Below are 16,933 nucleotides of genomic sequence, written 5' to 3'. Positions count from 1 at the left end.
ATCTCGGGCTTAGCCGCGCAGGCGGGAAGCGACCTCGGCAACACGTTGACCGTAACGCTTGGCGGTATCCAGATCGCCTTGCGGAATTTCATCGACACTGGCGTCGGACGGCGACTGAACCAGCAGGCCGACCGAGCCGCCCAGGTTGTTGATGTCGGTACGCGCGGCCGCCTTGCTGTTGCTCGGCAACAGGCCGAGGCTGACCCAGATGCCGCCATGCTGCGAAGCCAGGGTCTGCAGGCCGATCAGCGTGACCTGCTTGTCGCCGTTCAGGCTGGCGCTGTTGGTGAAACCGCCGAACACCTTGTCCTGCCAGGCGCGCGTAAACCATGCCTTGGACGAGGCATCGGCAAATTTCTTGAACTGCCAGCTGGCACCGCCCATATAGGTCGGCGTGCCAAAGATGATGGCATCGGCCGCTGCCAGTGCGTTCCAGTCGGATTCGCCGATATTGCCTTCAGCATCAATGGCGATCAGCTGGGCGGCGGCGCCTTCGGCAACTTGTTGGGCAACGCGCTGGGTATGGCCGTAACCGGAGTGATAGACAACAACAACTTTGCTCATGGTCTTTCCTTTCAAAGGCTTGAATAAAAATTGAGGGTAAAAATCAGAAGGGTGGCAAATCGAAAAGCAGGAATTCGGTGTCGGCCGTCGCCTGGAAAAGCAGCTGGCTTTCATCGGCAATCTTGGCGGCATCGCCGCCTGCCAGGGATTGGTCGTTCAGGGTCAGTTGACCGCGAACAACATGCACATAGGCCGCACGTCCGGTCGCCAGCCGATAATCAATCGACTCGCCGGCGGCCAGCACCGAGGCGTACAAGCAGGCGTCCTGGCCGATCGTCGTGCTGCCCTCGGCGCCATCCGGCGAAGCAACCAGGCGCCAGCGGCCCCGCATTTCATCGACCGGCAAAGGCTGCTGCTCGTAACTGGCCGAGGTACCGCGCACCGCCGGCTCGATCCAGATCTGCAGCAGATGCGTCTCGACGTCGGGCGAAGGATTGAACTCGCTGTGCATGATGCCCTTGCCGGCACTCATGCGCTGCACCTCGCCACGCCGGATGACGCCGCCGTTACCGAGGCTGTCCTTGTGTTCGAGCGAACCGGCCAGAATATAGGTCACGATCTCCATGTCGCGATGGCCGTGCATGCCAAAGCCCATGCCCGGCGCCACACGATCTTCATTGATCACACGCAGCGCACCCCAGCCCATTTCGGCCGGATCGTAGTAATCGCCGAAAGAAAAACTGTGCAGTGCCTTAAGCCAGCCGTGATCGGCCCGACCCCGCTCGGCAGATAATCTTGGAACAATCATGGCAACTCCTTGTGAACAATCGGTATGGCTTTGTCAGCATACTAGGCGTAGAGTTCAGGCATATCCAGCGAATTATTCCGGCACTATCGTTCAATAAAATTCACATGAAAATATCGCTCGAATTACTGCACATTCTCGATGCCATCGACTGCCACGGCAGCTTCACTGCCGCAGCCAGCGCGCTGCACCGCGTTCCCTCGGCGCTGTCACACGCCGTCGCCAAGCTGGAAAGCGACCTGAATGTTGCGCTGTTCATCCGCGAAGGGCGACGCGCCAGCCTTACCCCGGCAGGACGAACCTTGCTTGACGAAGGGCGCCACCTGCTGCGCGCCGCCGCCGAACTGGAGCGCCGCGTCCAGCGCATTGCCACCGGTTGGGAAGCCGAACTGCGCATCGCGGTCGACATGATCATTCCGGTCGAACGCCTGTTCCCATTGCTTGAACGCTTTTATGCCGATTGCCCGGTGACACAAATCCGCCTGTCCACCGAAGTGCTGGGCGGCAGCTGGGATGCGCTGGCCACCGACCGGGCCGATCTTGTGATTGGCGCACCGGGCGACATGCCGGCGCGCAGCGGGATCAACAGCCGCCTGCTCTGCATGCGCACCCAGCAACTTTTTGTCGTTGCGCCGACCCACCCGCTGGCCAGTCACCCAACCCCGATCCCCAGCAGCGAGTTGCGCCGTCATCGGGCCGTGGTCATCGCCGACACCTCCCGCGAACTGGCCGCACGGACCATTGGCCTGCTCGAAGGGCAGGACATCCTGCGCGTGCCGAACATGGCCGCCAAGGCTGGAGCGCAGATTGCCGGCCTGGGCGTCGGGCACCTGCCGGTCTGGCTGGCCGGACCGGAAATCGCTGCCGGCCGGCTGGTCGAAAAAACACTGGCCGACCCACGCTCGCCGATGCCCTGCCACATTGCCTGGCGAACCCGGCAGGTCGGCAAGGCGCTCGGCTGGTTTCTCGCCGAACTTGAGAAAAATGAACAAATCGACCTGTTGACCGCAGGACTGTAGGGCGCGAAAAGCCGGACTGGAGACAAAACCGGCAAACATGCGTTTTTCGCCCTAGACTGTCGTTACCTGTCTAGCCAAGATGTTTTCGTAGCCCGACAAATCATGCCCACCAAACTCATCCGCGCCTTTGCCTTTCTCGCTGCACTGATCCTGCTTTCACCAACTCAGGCCGCAGAAAACGTCACCCTGCAACTGAAATGGACGCACGCCTTCCAGTTCGCCGGCTATTACGCCGCCAAGGAGCTGGGTTACTACGAAGAGGCGGGGCTCAACGTCGAGATCAAGGAAGCGCGGCCCGGGCTTGATGTAGTCGATGAAGTCGTTTCCGGCCGAGCCGAATTCGGCGTGGGCACCAGCAGTCTGCTGCTCGAACGCAAAGCCGGCAAACCGGTCGTCGCCCTGGCAGTCATATTCCAGCACTCGCCGCAGATCATCATCGCGGCCCAGCAAAGCCGGACGCAAAGCGTGCACGACATCAGCGGCAAGCGCGTGATGATCGAACCACTGGCCGAGGAGCTGTTCACCTACCTCAAGCGCGAGGGCGTTCCGCTCGATAACATCAAGCAGCTCGAACACAGTTTTTCACCCGGCGACCTGTTGACCGGGAAAGTCGACGCGATTTCGGCCTACATCACCAGCGAGCCTTATTTTCTCGACAAAGCTGGCTTCGATTATCAAATCCTGACGCCACGCTCGGCAGGTATCGATTTCTACGGCGACAACCTGTTCACCCGCAGCCAGGAGGTGGAGCAGCACCCGGCCCGCGTCCGTGCCTTCCGCGATGCCAGCCTGCGCGGCTGGCAGTACGCCATGGCTCACCCGCAGGAAATCATCGAGCTGATCACCCGCCAATACAGCTCGCCGACGATGGCAGAATTCCTGCGCTTCGAACACGCCCGGATGGAGCCACTGATCCGGGCAGATTTGTTGCCCATTGGCTATATGAACAACGGCCGCTGGCAACACATTGCCGACACTTACGCTGAAAGCAGGATGCTGCCGAAGGATTTCAGCCTCAACGGTTTCATCTACGAAACCAATCCCAAAATAGATCTTGAGCGCCTGTACACCTACCTCGCGCTGGCGCTTGGCATCATCGCCCTGATTACCGGCGCGGCACTGCACGCCATCCGGACCAACCGGCAACTGAAACACAGCAAATCCGAACTGATGGTGCACAACCAGGTACTGCACCTGATCAGCCAGGGAACCCCGTTGCCCAGAGTGCTCGACGAACTGGCCCGGCGCGTCGAAATACTTCACCCCGGTGCGCTCTGCTCCATTCTCCTGCTCGATGAAAGTGGCAAGCACCTGCAGCACGGCGGAGCGCCCAGCCTGCCTGATTTCTACAACGCAGCGGTCAACGGCCTCGCCATCGGCGATGGCATCGGCTCATGCGGCACTGCGGCTTTCCGTGGCGAACGGGTGATTGCCGAGGATCTTCAACAGCACCCGTACTGGAAGAATTTCCGTGAAATCACGCGCCGTGCGAACTTGCACTCCTGCTGGTCGCAACCATTCCTTGACCGCAACGCCAAGGTACTGGGCACCTTTGCGATTTACCACCGTCACCCGAGCAAACCCTCAGAGACAGAAATCCAGCTGATCCAGGACTATGCCAGCCTGGCCAAAATCGCGGTCGAACGAAAACAGACCGAAACGACCCTGGCACAAACCGAGGCCAACTACCGGCTGATTGCCGACAACAGCAGCGATGTCATCTGGCTGATGAATCTTGACGATCTCCGTTTCACCTACATCAGCCCCTCGATTGAGCGCCTGCGTGGCTGGACGGCCGCCGAAGTGATGGCACAACCACTTGCCGCGGCACTGACCCCCGAATCGGCCGAGCGGGTCAACGCCACGCTGCGCCACAGCCTGCAGCGTATCGCCGAAGGTGACCTGCAAGCCCGTTTCGCCACCACCGAAGTCGACCAGCCCTGCAAGGATGGCCGGATCGTCAGCACCGAAGTTGTCACCAGCATCCTGCTCGATGCCGCCGGACAACCGCACCAGATCCTCGGCATTACCCGCGACATTACCGAACGCAAGCGCAATGAAGCCGAACTGGCGCGACATCGGGACCACCTCGAAGCGATGGTCAGGGAGCGTACCGTCGCCCTGTCGATTGCCAAGGAAGCTGCCGAAGCAGCCAGCCGGGCAAAGAGCACCTTCCTGGCCAACATGAGCCACGAACTGCGCACCCCGATGAACGCCATCATGGGGATGACCGACCTGGCGTTGCGCCGGGCCAGCGATGCCAAGCAAAGCGACCAGTTGAACAAGGTGGCCCAGGCATCGCAGCACCTGCTGGCCGTGATCAATGACATTCTCGACATTTCGAAAATCGAAGCCGAACAGCTCAGCCTCGACAATATCGATTTCTCGCTCGACAGCGTAATGAGCAACCTGCGCGGCCTGGTCGCGCCACTGTTCAGCCGCAAGGGACTCGAATTCCTGATCGACCTGCCCGATGAACTCAACCATCTGCCGCTCAAGGGCGATCCCTTGCGCCTGGGCCAGATCCTGCTCAACCTGAGCAGCAATGCGATCAAGTTCACCGACCAGGGCAGCATCGTCGTGCGGGCCCATGTCGCCTATTCGGACGATGAGGGAGTCCTGGTCCATTTCTCGGTCAAGGACACCGGCATCGGCATTTCGCTGGAAGATCAGCAGCGCCTGTTCATGGCTTTTGAACAGGCCGACAGCTCGACCACACGTCACTACGGCGGCACCGGCCTGGGACTGGCGATCAGCAAGCGCCTGGCCCAGATGATGGGCGGCACGATCGGCGTCGAAAGCAAACCCGGCGCGGGTAGCCTGTTCTGGTTCTCGGCCCGCTTCGCCAAAGTCGACCGGCTTTCCGGGCAAATGCCTGCGGCACCGGCAATGCCTGCAGAAATGGTGCTGCGCACGCGTTATGCCGGCAAACGCGTGCTGCTCGCCGAGGACGAACCGATCAACCAGGAAGTCTCACGCGGCCTGCTCGAAGAAGCCGGCTTGCAGGTTGATCTGGCTGAAAACGGGATGATCGCGGTCGCCCTCGCCGAGCAAACCCCTTACGCCCTGATCCTGATGGACATGCAAATGCCGGAACTGAACGGGCTCGACGCCACCAAGGCCATCCGCAGCCAGCCCGGCCACGCCAAGACGCCGATTATTGCCATGACCGCCAACGCTTTCGGCGAAGATCGCCAGCGCTGCCTGATGGCCGGCATGAACGATCACATCGGCAAGCCGGTGGATCCCGACCTGCTGTTTGCCACCTTGCTGCGATGGCTGCAGGCATCATCCTGAGCAAAAAGGCCTGAATGTCGCGGTCGACCGCGCAAGCGGGGATTATTCGGCTTCCGCCCAGTCAATGATCGCCCGCCACTGCTCAAGATCGCGCTCGGCGCGCGAGGGTGGCAAATCGAAAATCGTCATTCCCGCCGCAGTTGCCTGGACATAGGTTTGCGTATCGCGCAAATAGGCCAGGACAGGCAGATCGAAGGTTGCAAAGAACCTCTCCAGTTCGCCGGCGGCCCGTGTCCTGGCATCAACCCGCATGCCAATTACGGCAACGTCGGCCTTGCCCTTGCGGACCGCCTTCTCGGAAAGCAGCTCGGTCAGGAAATGACGCGTCGCCAGCATATCGAACATCGATGGCTGGACAGGGACGATAACGCGGGTTGATAACTTGAGTACCTTCTCAAGCATCTTGCCGTGCAGGCCGGCCGGGGTATCGAGGACGACGTGCGTCGTCCCCTTGGGCGGCCGCGCGATATTGTCATGGCCGATATCCCAGGTATCGATGCTGGGCAACTCAAACGGCCGGATCGCCAACCATTCGCGTGAAGATTGCTGACGATCGATATCCCCCAGCATCACATCGTGACGTTTCGAGGCGAAATACCCGGCCAGATTGGTGGCGAGCGTACTTTTCCCCGAGCCGCCCTTCGGATTGGCGACGAGAAAGGCTTTCATGCGGATTGTTCCAGTTTACTCAAGGTCCGGCGCACCAGATTGACGTGTTCCCGCAAGGTATAAACCAGATCGGTAAAACCAAGCGGCACATGCAACTGGCTGGCTTCATCATCGAGGGCATCAAGACGGCTGCGATACTCTCCCAGCAAGGCCATGTCGAAATGGTTCTTGAGATCATCCTCAAGAAACTTCAGCTCGCCGTAACAACGGAAAATCTTGGAGCGCACCCGCCACGTATAAATTGCCGGCGCAATCTTGAGCAAGGGAATAAGCAAGGCAACAATCGGGACAAGCAGGACGATCAGACGATCAATCAGGACCGCCAGCCAGAACGGCAGGTAGCGTTGCAGGAAAGGCGAGCCGGACTTGAAATAACGGGTTGCCTCGGAGGAGGCCGGCAGCATGTGATCCTTGTAGGCAGGAAATTCGCCCGCCCGCTGGAAAAAGCCCGATTTGCCATGCACTTCGCTGGCCGCCTGGAGCAGCAGCGTCTGCAAGGCCGGATGCAGGTCGTCGCGGACAATCAGGTTGGCAGTCGGCGCCAGCAAGGTGACATCGGCCGGCGGAAAATCACGAACCAGATCAGCCACGCCGTGCGGCATGGTCAGCTTGGTCAGGAAACCAAAGCGCCGCTGATAAGCATCGGCCTGCGCAAAGCTCATCACCTTGATGCCCGGCGAACGGAGCAGCAACTGGACCACAGGAGCCTTCTCGGAAGCGATGACAAAAACAGCGTCGACCCGCCCCTGCTGCAATTCCTCTGCCGCCTTCAGGCCAGAGAGTGGAACCAGGTGATCCCCAGCCGGAATTTCATTGGCTTTCAGCAATTGCTGCGCCAATTGACGAACGCCCGACCCTTCCTGACCAATGGCCAGACGCTTGCCCCGCAGATCGGTCAAGCGATCGAGGTGCTTCTCGCCACGATAAAAGACCCAGACCGGCTCGTAAAACATGCTGCCGAGCGAAAGCAGACCGGAATCGTCTTCGGCATCGGGATCATCCTTCGGCTCGACAACGCCGCCCTGGACAAACCCGAGTTGTGCCTCATCCTTTTTCAAGCGCTCGAGATTCTCCAGCGAACCGGCAGAAGCCCTGACTTCAAGCGTCACGCCATCTCTGGCCAGAATGGCCGCGTAGCGTTGCGCAAACTGGTAGTACGCCCCGCTTTCGCTGCCGGTTGTGATGACGATCTTCTTGGGCGGCGCCGGTTCGACAAACTGGTAGGCAACCACAAAACCGATGCCGACAATCAGGAATATCCACCAGGCGGTGGCAAAGAGATCGCGTAGAGAGAGTAGCCCTGCCTTGATCTTGGCCATCATGGAATCAGAATCGTCGAACCGGTGGTTTTGCGCGCTTCCAGATCGCGGTGCGCCTGGATGGCATCTTTCAGGGCATAACTCTGATTCACCTCGATGCGCACCTTGCCGGAAGCCACGACCTCAAACAACTCAGCCCCGAGCGCCTCCAGATCGGCCCGTTTCGCGGTGTAATTCATCAGTGTCGGCCGGGTCACGAAAAGCGAGCCTTTTTGCGACAACAACAGCAAGTCGAGCGGCTCGACCGGGCCGGATGCATTGCCGTAGCTGACCAGCAAGCCCATCGGCCGAAGGCTGTCGAGCGAGCCCATGAAAGTATCCTTGCCAACGCCGTCATACACCACCGGCACCCCCTCGCCACCGGTAATCTCGCGCACACGCGCAACAAAGTCTTCGCTGCTGTAATTGATCACGTGATCGCAACCATGAGCACGGGCGATATCGGCCTTGGCCGCCGAGCCGACCGTACCGATCACCGTCGCCCCCAGTGCCTTGGCCCACTGACAGGCAATCAGGCCGACACCGCCGGCGGCGGCATGGATCAGCACAGCATCGCCGGCCTGCACACGGTAAGTACGCCGCAACAGGTAGGCCGTGGTCAGCCCTTGAAGCATCATTGCAGCCGCCGTATTGAACGCAATACTGGCCGGCAGTTGCAGCAGACGGTGCGCCGGAATGTTGCGAACTTCAGCATATGCCCCGACCGGGCCACCAGCATAGGCAACACGGTCGCCTACCTTGACTTCGGTCACGCCGGCCCCGACCGCTTCGACGACACCGGCGCCTTCCAACCCGATACCACTGGGCAAGGCCAGCGGATACAAGCCGGTCCGGTGATAGGTATCGATGAAATTCAGGCCAACCGCATGATGGCGAACCGTTGCCTCACCGGCGGCAGGAGAGGGAAGATCGACCGTTTCCCAGGCAAGCACCTCTGGCCCCCCGGTTTTATTAAGACGAATCGCGTGAACCATCAGAGTCTCCTGTCAGCCGTGATCAGTGGTCGTAAAAACCTGAGCGTACCATCTGCCCGGCATTTCGATCCACCGTATCGCGCGATCCCGGCGGGCTTCCGTACTTCAGCCCACCTCAAACCCTCCCGGTCGCTAGACCGGCGTCAACTTGGCATATTCCAGTGCCAGCCATTTCATCCCGGCACCGCCAAAGTTGACCTGGACGCGAGCGTCGGCGCCGCGCCCCTCGGTTGACACGATGACGCCCAGACCAAACTTGGCATGCTCGACACTTTGTCCGATGCGCAATCCCCCGGCCACTGGCGCAGCGGCATAACCGCCGCCCCCGAAGGACGAAACAGCGGGCGCCGCAGCCACCTTCTTGTTCAGCCGAAGCAGCAACTCCGGTGGAATTTCCTCGAAGAAGCCGGACGGCACGCAATAGCGGGTCTGGCCGTGCAACATGCGGGTCTGGGCCGATGAAAGATAAAGCCGCTGACGCGCCCGGGTTACCGCGACATACATCAGCCGACGCTCTTCCTCCAACCCTTCGCGCCCTTGATTCACCGAATTTTCATGCGGGAACAACCCCTGCTCCAGGCCGCTGATGAAAACCACATCGAACTCCAGGCCCTTGGCGGCGTGCACCGACATCAGCTGGACAGCCTCCTGGCCTTCGCCAGCCTGATGCTCACCGGCTTCGAGCGAGGCATGGGTCAGGAAGGAAACCAGCGCCCCACCTTCCGCCTGATGACCGAGCACCACACCGTCGTCATCGACGAAGGTCGCTGCGGCATTGATCAGCTCATCGAGATTTTCCAGCCGCTCCTGCCCCTCTTTCTCGGTCCGGTAATGCTGGGCCAGCCCAGATTTCTCAACGATATGCTCGACAATTTCCGGCAGCGGCAGATTTTCCGTTTTCTGACGCAGGGTTTCGATCAGGCGGATAAATGCACCGACCGTCTGCCCGGCCTTGCCAGTCAGCGAAGCTGCTGCGTTGTAGAGGCTGGAATTGAACTGATGCGCGGTCGCCTGGAGATTCTCCAGCGAGCGCGCCCCGATGCCGCGCGTCGGGAAGTTGACGACGCGCAGGAAAGCCGTGTCGTCATCCGGATTGCCGAGCAGGCGCAGATAGGCCAGCGCATGCTTGATTTCCTGCCGCTCGAAGAAGCGCAAGCCGCCATAGACCTTGTACGGCACGCCCTTGGCGAACAGTTCGTGTTCCAGCACGCGGGACTGGGCGTTCGAGCGATAAAGGATGGCGCACTGCGTTGGCGCCGTGCCTTCGCGCACCAGATCGCGGATTTCATCAACCACGAAACGCGCCTCGTCGAGGTCGGAATAGCCTTCGAAAATGCGAATCGGCTGACCTTCGCCGGCATCGGTCCACAGATTCTTGCCGAGGCGTTCGCGGTTGTGCTTGATCAGCGCATTGGCGGCAGCCAGGATATTGCCGTGCGAACGATAGTTTTGCTCCAGCCGGATGATGTTGTCGCCGGCGTAGTCGCGCTCGAAATCGCGCATATTGCCAACTTCCGCACCGCGAAAGGCGTAAATGCTCTGGTCGTCGTCGCCCACCGCAAAGACCTTGGCACCGCCGCCGGCCAGCAACTGCAGCCAGGCATACTGGAGCTTGTTGGTGTCCTGCACCTCATCGACCAGCACGTAGCGGAAACGCTCCTGATAATGCTTGCGCAGCGGCTCGTTGCGCTGCAGCAGCTCATAGCAACGTAACAGCAGCTCGGCAAAATCGACCACGCCTTCACGATTGCACTGGTTTTCGTACTCGGCGTACAGCTCGACACGCTTCTGCGTGTAGTTGTCGTAAGCCTCGGCCTGTGCCGCACGGACGCCCTGCTCCTTGTGCGCGTTGATGAAATGGCAAAGCTCGCGGGGCGGATATTTTTCGTCGTCGATATTCAGGTTTTTCAACAGGCGCTTGATCATCGCCAGCTGGTCGGCCGTATCGAGAATCTGGAAAGTCTGCGGCAACCCGGCTTCGCGGTAATGTGCCCGGAGCATGCGGTTGCACAGGCCGTGAAAGGTGCCAATCCACATGCCACGCGTGTTGATCGGCACCAGCGACGAGAGACGAGCCGTCATTTCCTTGGCCGCCTTGTTGGTGAAGGTGACGGCCAGGATGCCGTGCGGCCCGACCTGCCCGGTCGACATCAGCCAGGCGATGCGCGTCGTCAGCACCCGGGTTTTGCCGCTACCGGCACCGGCGAGGATCAGGGCATGCACATGCGGCAACGTGACCGCCTGTAATTGCGGAGGATTCAGATTGGCAAGCAGATCAGACATGGACTCTCGACGATAAAAAACAGGGCGTCATATGACCCCGGCAAAACAGGAAAAATGGTCAGACCAATCTGTTGCAATGATGCAACGCAGCAATTGGTTTTGAACATTTATTTACAAGCGGGCAAATGGCTCAGCAGTATACTTCCCAAAAAATATATTGCGGTGCACAAAACTTTTTGCCCACAAGGCAGTCATAGCATTCGAGTGGTTACCACCACCCGGTACCAAAACGGAGAAACAGCATGAAAAACAATATGTCAGCCCCAAAGATCCTGCCCTGGATTGCCCGGAAAGCAGGCATCAGTGACGAACTGGCCCTTAAACTCTGGCGCCGCGCCGTATCGGAAGCCGAGCATCTGACCGGTAACGCCAGCGGTGCCGAATACTATGGCCTGGCCGTCGAACGCTTCCTCGCCATCGTGGAAGATGAAGTGGGCGGCACCCCGGCTTACCGCCTGGACCCAGCCCCCCGCATTTCCTGGATGTGGCACCACCAGACCCGGATGTCGCTGCTTTCCCTGATGGCTGCCCAGAACGCTTACCGCTACTGGCAAACAACCTGGGAAAACATGAATCCGGCAAAAAAAGCCGCGTGACCGGGCAACGCTAATGCCGACGAACGGTCGGTGCGGGCAAGAGCAGATCCCGCGCCAACCGGTCGGCCAGCGCCAGCGCCTCGCGCTCAGTCACAAGACCTCCCAGGCGCAATCCGTAGCGATACTCGCCTGAAACACGGACAGGCACAATCCGGCTCGCGTAACCGGCCGCAACCAGCTGGTCGTAGAGCGCCAAGGCATCATCCTTGCCATGCTGCCCGAAATGCAAAGCCCAGCGGCCATCCCGCCGCTGGCTGGGCATGCCGTAAGCCAGTTCGGTTTCCAGTGCCCACAAAGCGACCTGCGCCTTGTCAGCAAAAGCCACTGCGCCCGGCGCCATTCCCTTTTCCGCGCCATAAAACTGCAACGGCTCGCTCAACTCGGCCGGCTCACCCAGCGGATGAGTGACCGAAATACGGCCTTCAAGCAGGCAGACAAAATCCTTTTCATCGCTCGCCCGGCCCCACAAGTCGGTGCCACGAATGCCGATCGTCACCGTCCCGCTGCGCACATTGATCGCGCGCTTTGTCTGGTGCTTGCGAAAGATATCGGTCGTCAGCCGGAAAGCCCCTTTGGCGATATCGAGGGCGGCTGTGAAAACACCATTTTCAGGCTGCTTGAGGGCGTTGACCGCGACATTCGTGTTCTCGCCCAATTTGATGGCACTGCCATCGGCCAGTTGAACGATGGCTCGCGCCTGCTTGCCGGTCAGGATGCGATCCCGGTTTTCCAGCACCATCCCCGGCGCCATGGCCAGTCGACGCCCGTCGCGCTCAACCCAGGCCGGCGCCTGAACGACATCGACCACGGCATTCGGCACAGCGGCTGCGGTCAACGTCGAAAACAGGCCCAAAATCGCCAGCGCCACACCAAGCTTTGTTCTCATCGCCTCTCCAGACAGGTTCAACCGGTATAATTCCGGGCTCATTTCACGATTTTTCAGCGGAATCCCATGCAGGACAAATACACCCCGGCCGACATCGAACGCGCAGCCCAGAGCCACTGGGACAAAACCGGTGCCGCGCGCGCCGTGGAAGACGCCACCAAGCCGAAATACTATTGCCTTTCCATGTTCCCTTACCCCTCGGGCAAGCTGCACATGGGGCACGTCAGAAACTATACCATCGGCGACGTCCTCTCCCGCTTCCACAAGATGCAGGGCTTCAATGTCCTGCAACCGATGGGCTGGGACGCTTTCGGCATGCCGGCCGAGAATGCCGCGCTGCAGAACAACGTGCCGCCGGCCGGGTGGACTTATTCGAACATCGACTACATGCGCAAACAGCTGCAGTCGCTCGGCTTCGCCATCGACTGGGAACGCGAATTCGCGACCTGCACGCCCGAGTACTACCGCTGGGAGCAATGGCTGTTCACCCGCCTCTATGAAAAGGGCCTGGTGTACAAGAAGCTCGGCACCGTGAACTGGGACCCGGTCGATCACACCGTTCTTGCCAACGAACAGGTCATCGACGGCCGCGGCTGGCGTTCCGGCGCGCTGATCGAGAAGCGCGAGATCCCCATGTATTACATGAAGATCACCGCTTACGCCGAAGAACTGCTGACCGAACTCGACAACCTGCCGGGCTGGCCCGAGCAGGTTCGCCTGATGCAGAAAAACTGGATCGGCAAGAGCACCGGCGTACGCTTCGCCTTCCCGCTGGCCGACAATCCGGATGAAAAGCTGTGGGTCTTCACCACCCGCGCCGACACCATCATGGGCGTCACCTTCGTTGCCGTCGCCGCCGAACACCCGCTGGCCACGCGTGCTGCGGTCAACAACCCGGAACTGGCCAATTTCATCGAGGAATGCAAGAAGGGCGGCGTCGCCGAAGCCGACATTGCAACGATGGAAAAGAAGGGCCTGCCGACCGGCATTTTCGTCACGCATCCGCTGACCGGCGAACAGGTCGAAGTCTGGGTCGGCAACTACGTGCTGATGAGCTATGGCGACGGTGCCGTGATGGCCGTGCCGGCGCACGACGAGCGCGATTTCGCGTTTGCGCTGAAGTACAACTTGCCGATCAAGCAGGTAATCCAAGAGTACTTGCCACAGGAAACAATTTCCGCAATGGAAGCCGGCATACGCCGATTGGTACCCGACCTTTCAGAAGCGCAAATTGCAGAGGAAGCAAGCAATTGGAATAATGTTTTCGTCGACGCCATCTGGAACGAATGGTACGCAACTAAAAATGGCGTTTGCGTAAACTCTGGCAAATACGATGGCCTCGGCTACGAAGCCGCCGTCGACGCCATCGCCGCCGACCTCGCCGCCAAGGATCTCGGCGACAAGAAAGTCCAGTTCCGCCTGCGCGACTGGGGCATTTCCCGCCAGCGTTACTGGGGCTGCCCGATTCCGATCATCCACTGCAAGACCTGCGGCGACGTGCCGGTGCCGGACGAGCAACTGCCGGTCGTGCTACCCGAGAATGTCGAGATCACCGGCGCTGGCTCGCCGCTGGCCAAGATGCCCGAGTTCTACGAGTGCAAGTGCCCGAAGTGCGGCGGCGACGCCCGGCGCGAAACCGACACCATGGACACCTTCTTCGAGTCGTCCTGGTACTTCCTGCGCTACGCCTGCCCGGACAACACCACTGCCATGGTCGACGAGCGCGTCGCCTACTGGTGCAAGGGCGGCATCGACCAGTACATCGGCGGTATCGAGCACGCCATCCTGCACCTGCTGTACTCGCGCTTCTTCACCAAGCTGATGCGCGACGTCGGCCTGATCGGCGATCTTGGCGAACCGTTCGCCAACCTGCTGACCCAGGGCATGGTCGTCGCCCCGACCTTCTACCGCGAACTCGACGGCGGCAAGAAGCAGTGGCTCAACCCGGCCGATGTCGATGTCGTGACCGACGAAAAGGGCCGCCCGACCGGCGCCACCTTGAAGGCCGACGGCCTGCCGGTGGTGATCGGCGGTACCGAGAAGATGTCGAAGTCGAAGAACAACGGTGTCGATCCGCAGGCCCTGATCGACCAGTACGGCGCCGACACGGCACGTCTGTTCATCATGTTCGCCTCGCCACCTGACCAATCACTGGAATGGTCGGATGCCGGCGTCGAAGGCGCTTACCGTTTCCTGCGTCGTTTGTGGAAGACGACCTACGATCACGTTCAGGCCGGTCTTGTGCCCGCCTTTTCGGGCACCGGCAGCCTGTCGACCGCGCAAGCCGACCTGCGCCGCAAACTGCACCAGACGATGGGCAAGGTGGCCGACGACTACGGCCGCCGCAAGCAGTTCAACACCGCCATCGCCGCCGTGATGGAGCTGTTGAACGCCTACGACAAGTGCGACCTCGCCGACGCTACCGGCCGTGCGCTCGCCCAGGAAACCCTGGAAAGCGTCGCGCTGCTGCTCTTCCCGATCGTGCCGCACATCGGCCAGGCGCTTTACGCCGAACTGAAACCGGGCCTTGATGCCGGCAACCAGGCCTTCCCGAAAGCCGATCCGGCTGCCCTCAAGCAAGATGAAATCGAGCTGATGGTGCAGGTTAACGGCAAGCTGCGCGGCTCCATCCGCGTCTCGGCCGAAGCCGACAAGGCGAGCATCGAAGCCGCTGCGCTGGCCTCGGAAGGCGCCGTCAAGTTCATGGAAGGCAAGCCGGCCAAGAAGGTTGTCGTCGTGCCGGGCCGCCTGGTCAACATCGTCGTTTAAGGAAAAACCGCCATGCGCGTCCCGTTCAAGCTATTGCTCGCAGTGATCTTCGCCGCCGCCCTGACCGGTTGCGGCTTCCATCTGCGCGGGACGCTCAGCGGCAGCCTGCCGTACAAGACGATGCACATCGCCCTGCCCGAGACGGCTGAAGTCCGGATCTGGCTGGAGCGTTACATCAATGCGGCAGGCAGCACCGAAATCATCGAAGAGGCGGGCCAGGCCGATGCCACCTTCCAGCAACTGACCGATGGTCGCCAGAAGACCATTCTCAGCGTCAACGCCCAGGGCCGGGTGCGCGAATACCGCCTGCAACTGACCTACACTTTCCGTGTGGTCAACAAGAAAGGGCAGGTCCTGGTTCCGCCAAATGAAATCAGCCTGACCCGCGACATCACCTTCGATGATTCGAACGTGCTCGCCAAGGATCTCGAAGAAGGCCTGCTCTGGCGCGACATGAATAATGACCTGGTGAACCAGATCATGCGCCGGCTGAGCATCATCAAGCCGAAGAACCCCGACGCCGAAGAAGACGAGTAATGCTGCTCAAGGGCGAACAGCTGGCCGCGCATCTCGACCGCGAGTTGCGCCCGCTCTACGTGCTCTACGGCGATGAACCCTTGCTGGTCATCGAGGCGGCCGATGCCATTCGGGCCAAAGCCAGAAAACAGGGCTATAGCGAACGTGAAGTACTGACGGTTTTGCCGCAATTCGACTGGGGCACGCTGCTCGCCGCTGGCGGCAACATGTCACTGTTCGGCGACAAGAAGCTGATCGACCTGCGCATTCCGACCGGCAAACCCGGCAAGGAAGGCAGCAGCGCCCTGCAGCAGTGGTGCCAGAACCTGTCGCTGGACAACCTGCTGCTGATCACGCTGCCCGAGCTCGATTGGCGCGAGGAAAAAGCCGCCTGGTTCACGGCGCTGGTCAATGCTGGCGTGGCGATCAAACTGATGGCACCGCCGCTGGCCGAACTCCCCGGCTGGATCGCCGGTCGGCTGCGTCGCCAGCAGCAAAGTGCCGACATCGACAGCCTGAAATTCATCGCCGAGCGGGTTGAAGGCAACCTGCTTGCCGCGCATCAGGAAATCCAGAAACTGGGCCTGCTTTATCCGGCCGGCCAGCTCACCGAGGCCCAGGTCCGCGATGCGGTGCTCAATGTCGCCCGCTACGACATCGATGGTCTGCGCGAAGCCCTGCTCTCCGGCGATATCGCCCGGCTGACGCGCACATTGGATGGCCTGATGCAGGAAGGCGAAGCGCCGCCGCTGGTACTCTGGGCGATGAGTGAGGAAATCCGGACGCTGACCTTGATCCGCGCCGGCATGGATGCCGGCCGCCCGATGGATCAGTTGCTCAAGGATGCCAAAGTCTGGGGGCCGCGCCAGAGCCCGGTGAAAAAAGCCTTGCAACGGATGTCGACCGCGAAACTCGAAGCCGCGCTGCAGCATGCCGGAAAAATCGACCGACTGGCCAAGGGCATCGGCCAGGGCAATATCTGGGAAGAATTCCTGCGGCTCGGCCTGCGCCTCACCGCCGCCGGCTGATCAACTGCCGGCAGATTCACCAGCGGATTCGTCGGCCGGTGGCGCGTCCGGTTCGAGGTCTTCCCACAGGCAGACGCACTCGTTGCGAATATCGTGCAGGCAGTGTTTTGGCGTTTCCTGAACCAGGCATTCACCCTGACATTCTTCGGAAACCACTACCAGTTTCATCTCTGCATCCACGTGACGTTCGCCGTCCCAATAGCTGCATGTTGCGCAGACCTTAACCTCGGTCGGCAATATCAATTTTTCTGCCATCTTGTCCTCGATG

Annotated in this window: 14 protein-coding genes; 6 read left to right on the top strand and 8 right to left on the bottom strand. The window is 60.5% G+C overall.

What is annotated here, in order from left to right; translation table 11 throughout:
- Positions 1 to 9: 9 nt before the first annotated feature.
- Positions 10 to 564: a flavodoxin family protein gene (locus KI614_RS02855; RefSeq protein WP_203468614.1), complete on the bottom strand. Its 555-nt coding sequence runs from the start codon at positions 562 to 564 to the stop codon at positions 10 to 12.
- Between the two features lie 43 nt (positions 565 to 607).
- Complete coding sequence (locus KI614_RS02850) at positions 608 to 1,312, bottom strand: pirin family protein (protein ID WP_226407733.1); 705 nt, start codon at positions 1,310 to 1,312, stop codon at positions 608 to 610.
- A gap of 104 nt (positions 1,313 to 1,416) precedes the next feature.
- Here KI614_RS02850 and KI614_RS02845 point away from each other — a divergent pair, with 104 nt between their 5' ends.
- On the top strand, positions 1,417 to 2,328 hold the full coding sequence (locus tag KI614_RS02845; protein WP_226407731.1) for a LysR family transcriptional regulator: 912 nt from the start codon (positions 1,417 to 1,419) through the stop codon (positions 2,326 to 2,328).
- A gap of 102 nt (positions 2,329 to 2,430) precedes the next feature.
- Positions 2,431 to 5,625, top strand: coding sequence for an ABC transporter substrate-binding protein (locus KI614_RS02840; RefSeq protein ID WP_226407729.1), 3,195 nt, complete (start codon positions 2,431 to 2,433; stop codon positions 5,623 to 5,625).
- A gap of 42 nt (positions 5,626 to 5,667) precedes the next feature.
- Here the strand turns inward: KI614_RS02840 and KI614_RS02835 are convergent, their stop codons facing one another.
- The 4 genes from KI614_RS02835 to KI614_RS02820 form a co-directional block, all read right to left on the bottom strand.
- Complete coding sequence (locus KI614_RS02835) at positions 5,668 to 6,294, bottom strand: ParA family protein (RefSeq protein ID WP_226407727.1); 627 nt, start codon at positions 6,292 to 6,294, stop codon at positions 5,668 to 5,670.
- Positions 6,291 to 7,616, bottom strand: coding sequence for a TAXI family TRAP transporter solute-binding subunit (locus KI614_RS02830; RefSeq protein ID WP_226407725.1), 1,326 nt, complete (start codon positions 7,614 to 7,616; stop codon positions 6,291 to 6,293). The genes KI614_RS02835 and KI614_RS02830 overlap by 4 nt, the downstream gene beginning before the upstream one ends.
- On the bottom strand, positions 7,613 to 8,587 hold the full coding sequence (locus KI614_RS02825) for a quinone oxidoreductase family protein (RefSeq protein WP_226407723.1): 975 nt from the start codon (positions 8,585 to 8,587) through the stop codon (positions 7,613 to 7,615). Before KI614_RS02825 ends, KI614_RS02830 begins: the two co-directional genes overlap by 4 nt.
- Before the next feature lie 132 nt (positions 8,588 to 8,719).
- Positions 8,720 to 10,870 (bottom strand): UvrD-helicase domain-containing protein, encoded by a 2,151-nt coding sequence (locus tag KI614_RS02820; protein ID WP_226407721.1) that lies wholly within the window; start codon positions 10,868 to 10,870, stop codon positions 8,720 to 8,722.
- Positions 10,871 to 11,112: 242 nt separating this feature from the next.
- On the opposite strand from KI614_RS02820, the gene KI614_RS02815 reads away from it, so the two are divergent.
- The gene (locus tag KI614_RS02815) at positions 11,113 to 11,466 is read left to right on the top strand and encodes a hypothetical protein (protein ID WP_226407719.1); all 354 of its coding nucleotides are present in this window, start codon (positions 11,113 to 11,115) and stop codon (positions 11,464 to 11,466) included.
- Between the two features lie 10 nt (positions 11,467 to 11,476).
- On the opposite strand, the gene KI614_RS02810 is transcribed toward KI614_RS02815, so the two are convergent.
- Positions 11,477 to 12,352, bottom strand: a complete 876-nt coding sequence (locus tag KI614_RS02810) for a FecR family protein (protein ID WP_226407718.1) — start codon at positions 12,350 to 12,352, stop codon at positions 11,477 to 11,479.
- 66 nt (positions 12,353 to 12,418) lie between these two features.
- On the opposite strand from KI614_RS02810, the gene leuS reads away from it, so the two are divergent.
- From leuS to holA, 3 genes are read left to right on the top strand one after another with little or no spacing between them, the layout of a single operon-like run.
- Entirely contained in the window at positions 12,419 to 15,121 is a 2,703-nt protein-coding gene (gene leuS, locus KI614_RS02805) for a leucine--tRNA ligase (protein ID WP_226407717.1), read from the top strand.
- A gap of 12 nt (positions 15,122 to 15,133) precedes the next feature.
- Positions 15,134 to 15,658, top strand: coding sequence for an LPS assembly lipoprotein LptE (gene lptE / locus KI614_RS02800; RefSeq protein WP_226407716.1), 525 nt, complete (start codon positions 15,134 to 15,136; stop codon positions 15,656 to 15,658).
- A complete protein-coding gene (gene holA, locus KI614_RS02795; protein ID WP_226407715.1) occupies positions 15,658 to 16,665 on the top strand; it encodes a DNA polymerase III subunit delta in 1,008 nt (335 codons plus the stop codon). Before lptE ends, holA begins: the two co-directional genes overlap by 1 nt.
- On the opposite strand, the gene KI614_RS02790 is transcribed toward holA, so the two are convergent.
- Complete coding sequence (locus KI614_RS02790) at positions 16,666 to 16,833, bottom strand: hypothetical protein (protein ID WP_226407714.1); 168 nt, start codon at positions 16,831 to 16,833, stop codon at positions 16,666 to 16,668.
- Between the last annotated feature and the right edge of the window lie 100 nt (positions 16,834 to 16,933).

Origin of the sequence: Dechloromonas denitrificans, from assembly GCF_020510665.1 — a bacterium.
Taxonomy (GTDB): Bacteria; Pseudomonadota; Gammaproteobacteria; order Burkholderiales; family Rhodocyclaceae; genus Azonexus; species Azonexus denitrificans_B.
This window is presented reverse-complemented; position numbering and strand designations above follow the sequence as displayed.

Coding starts and splice junctions, on each gene's coding strand:
- KI614_RS02855 (WP_203468614.1), bottom strand. CDS start 564: ATGAGCAAAGTTGTTGTTGTCTATCACTCCGGTTACGGCCATACCCAG.
- KI614_RS02850 (WP_226407733.1), bottom strand. CDS start 1,312: ATGATTGTTCCAAGATTATCTGCCGAGCGGGGTCGGGCCGATCACGGC.
- KI614_RS02845 (WP_226407731.1), top strand. CDS start 1,417: ATGAAAATATCGCTCGAATTACTGCACATTCTCGATGCCATCGACTGC.
- KI614_RS02840 (WP_226407729.1), top strand. CDS start 2,431: ATGCCCACCAAACTCATCCGCGCCTTTGCCTTTCTCGCTGCACTGATC.
- KI614_RS02835 (WP_226407727.1), bottom strand. CDS start 6,294: ATGAAAGCCTTTCTCGTCGCCAATCCGAAGGGCGGCTCGGGGAAAAGT.
- KI614_RS02830 (WP_226407725.1), bottom strand. CDS start 7,616: ATGATGGCCAAGATCAAGGCAGGGCTACTCTCTCTACGCGATCTCTTT.
- KI614_RS02825 (WP_226407723.1), bottom strand. CDS start 8,587: ATGGTTCACGCGATTCGTCTTAATAAAACCGGGGGGCCAGAGGTGCTT.
- KI614_RS02820 (WP_226407721.1), bottom strand. CDS start 10,870: ATGTCTGATCTGCTTGCCAATCTGAATCCTCCGCAATTACAGGCGGTC.
- KI614_RS02815 (WP_226407719.1), top strand. CDS start 11,113: ATGAAAAACAATATGTCAGCCCCAAAGATCCTGCCCTGGATTGCCCGG.
- KI614_RS02810 (WP_226407718.1), bottom strand. CDS start 12,352: ATGAGAACAAAGCTTGGTGTGGCGCTGGCGATTTTGGGCCTGTTTTCG.
- leuS (WP_226407717.1), top strand. CDS start 12,419: ATGCAGGACAAATACACCCCGGCCGACATCGAACGCGCAGCCCAGAGC.
- lptE (WP_226407716.1), top strand. CDS start 15,134: ATGCGCGTCCCGTTCAAGCTATTGCTCGCAGTGATCTTCGCCGCCGCC.
- holA (WP_226407715.1), top strand. CDS start 15,658: ATGCTGCTCAAGGGCGAACAGCTGGCCGCGCATCTCGACCGCGAGTTG.
- KI614_RS02790 (WP_226407714.1), bottom strand. CDS start 16,833: ATGAAACTGGTAGTGGTTTCCGAAGAATGTCAGGGTGAATGCCTGGTT.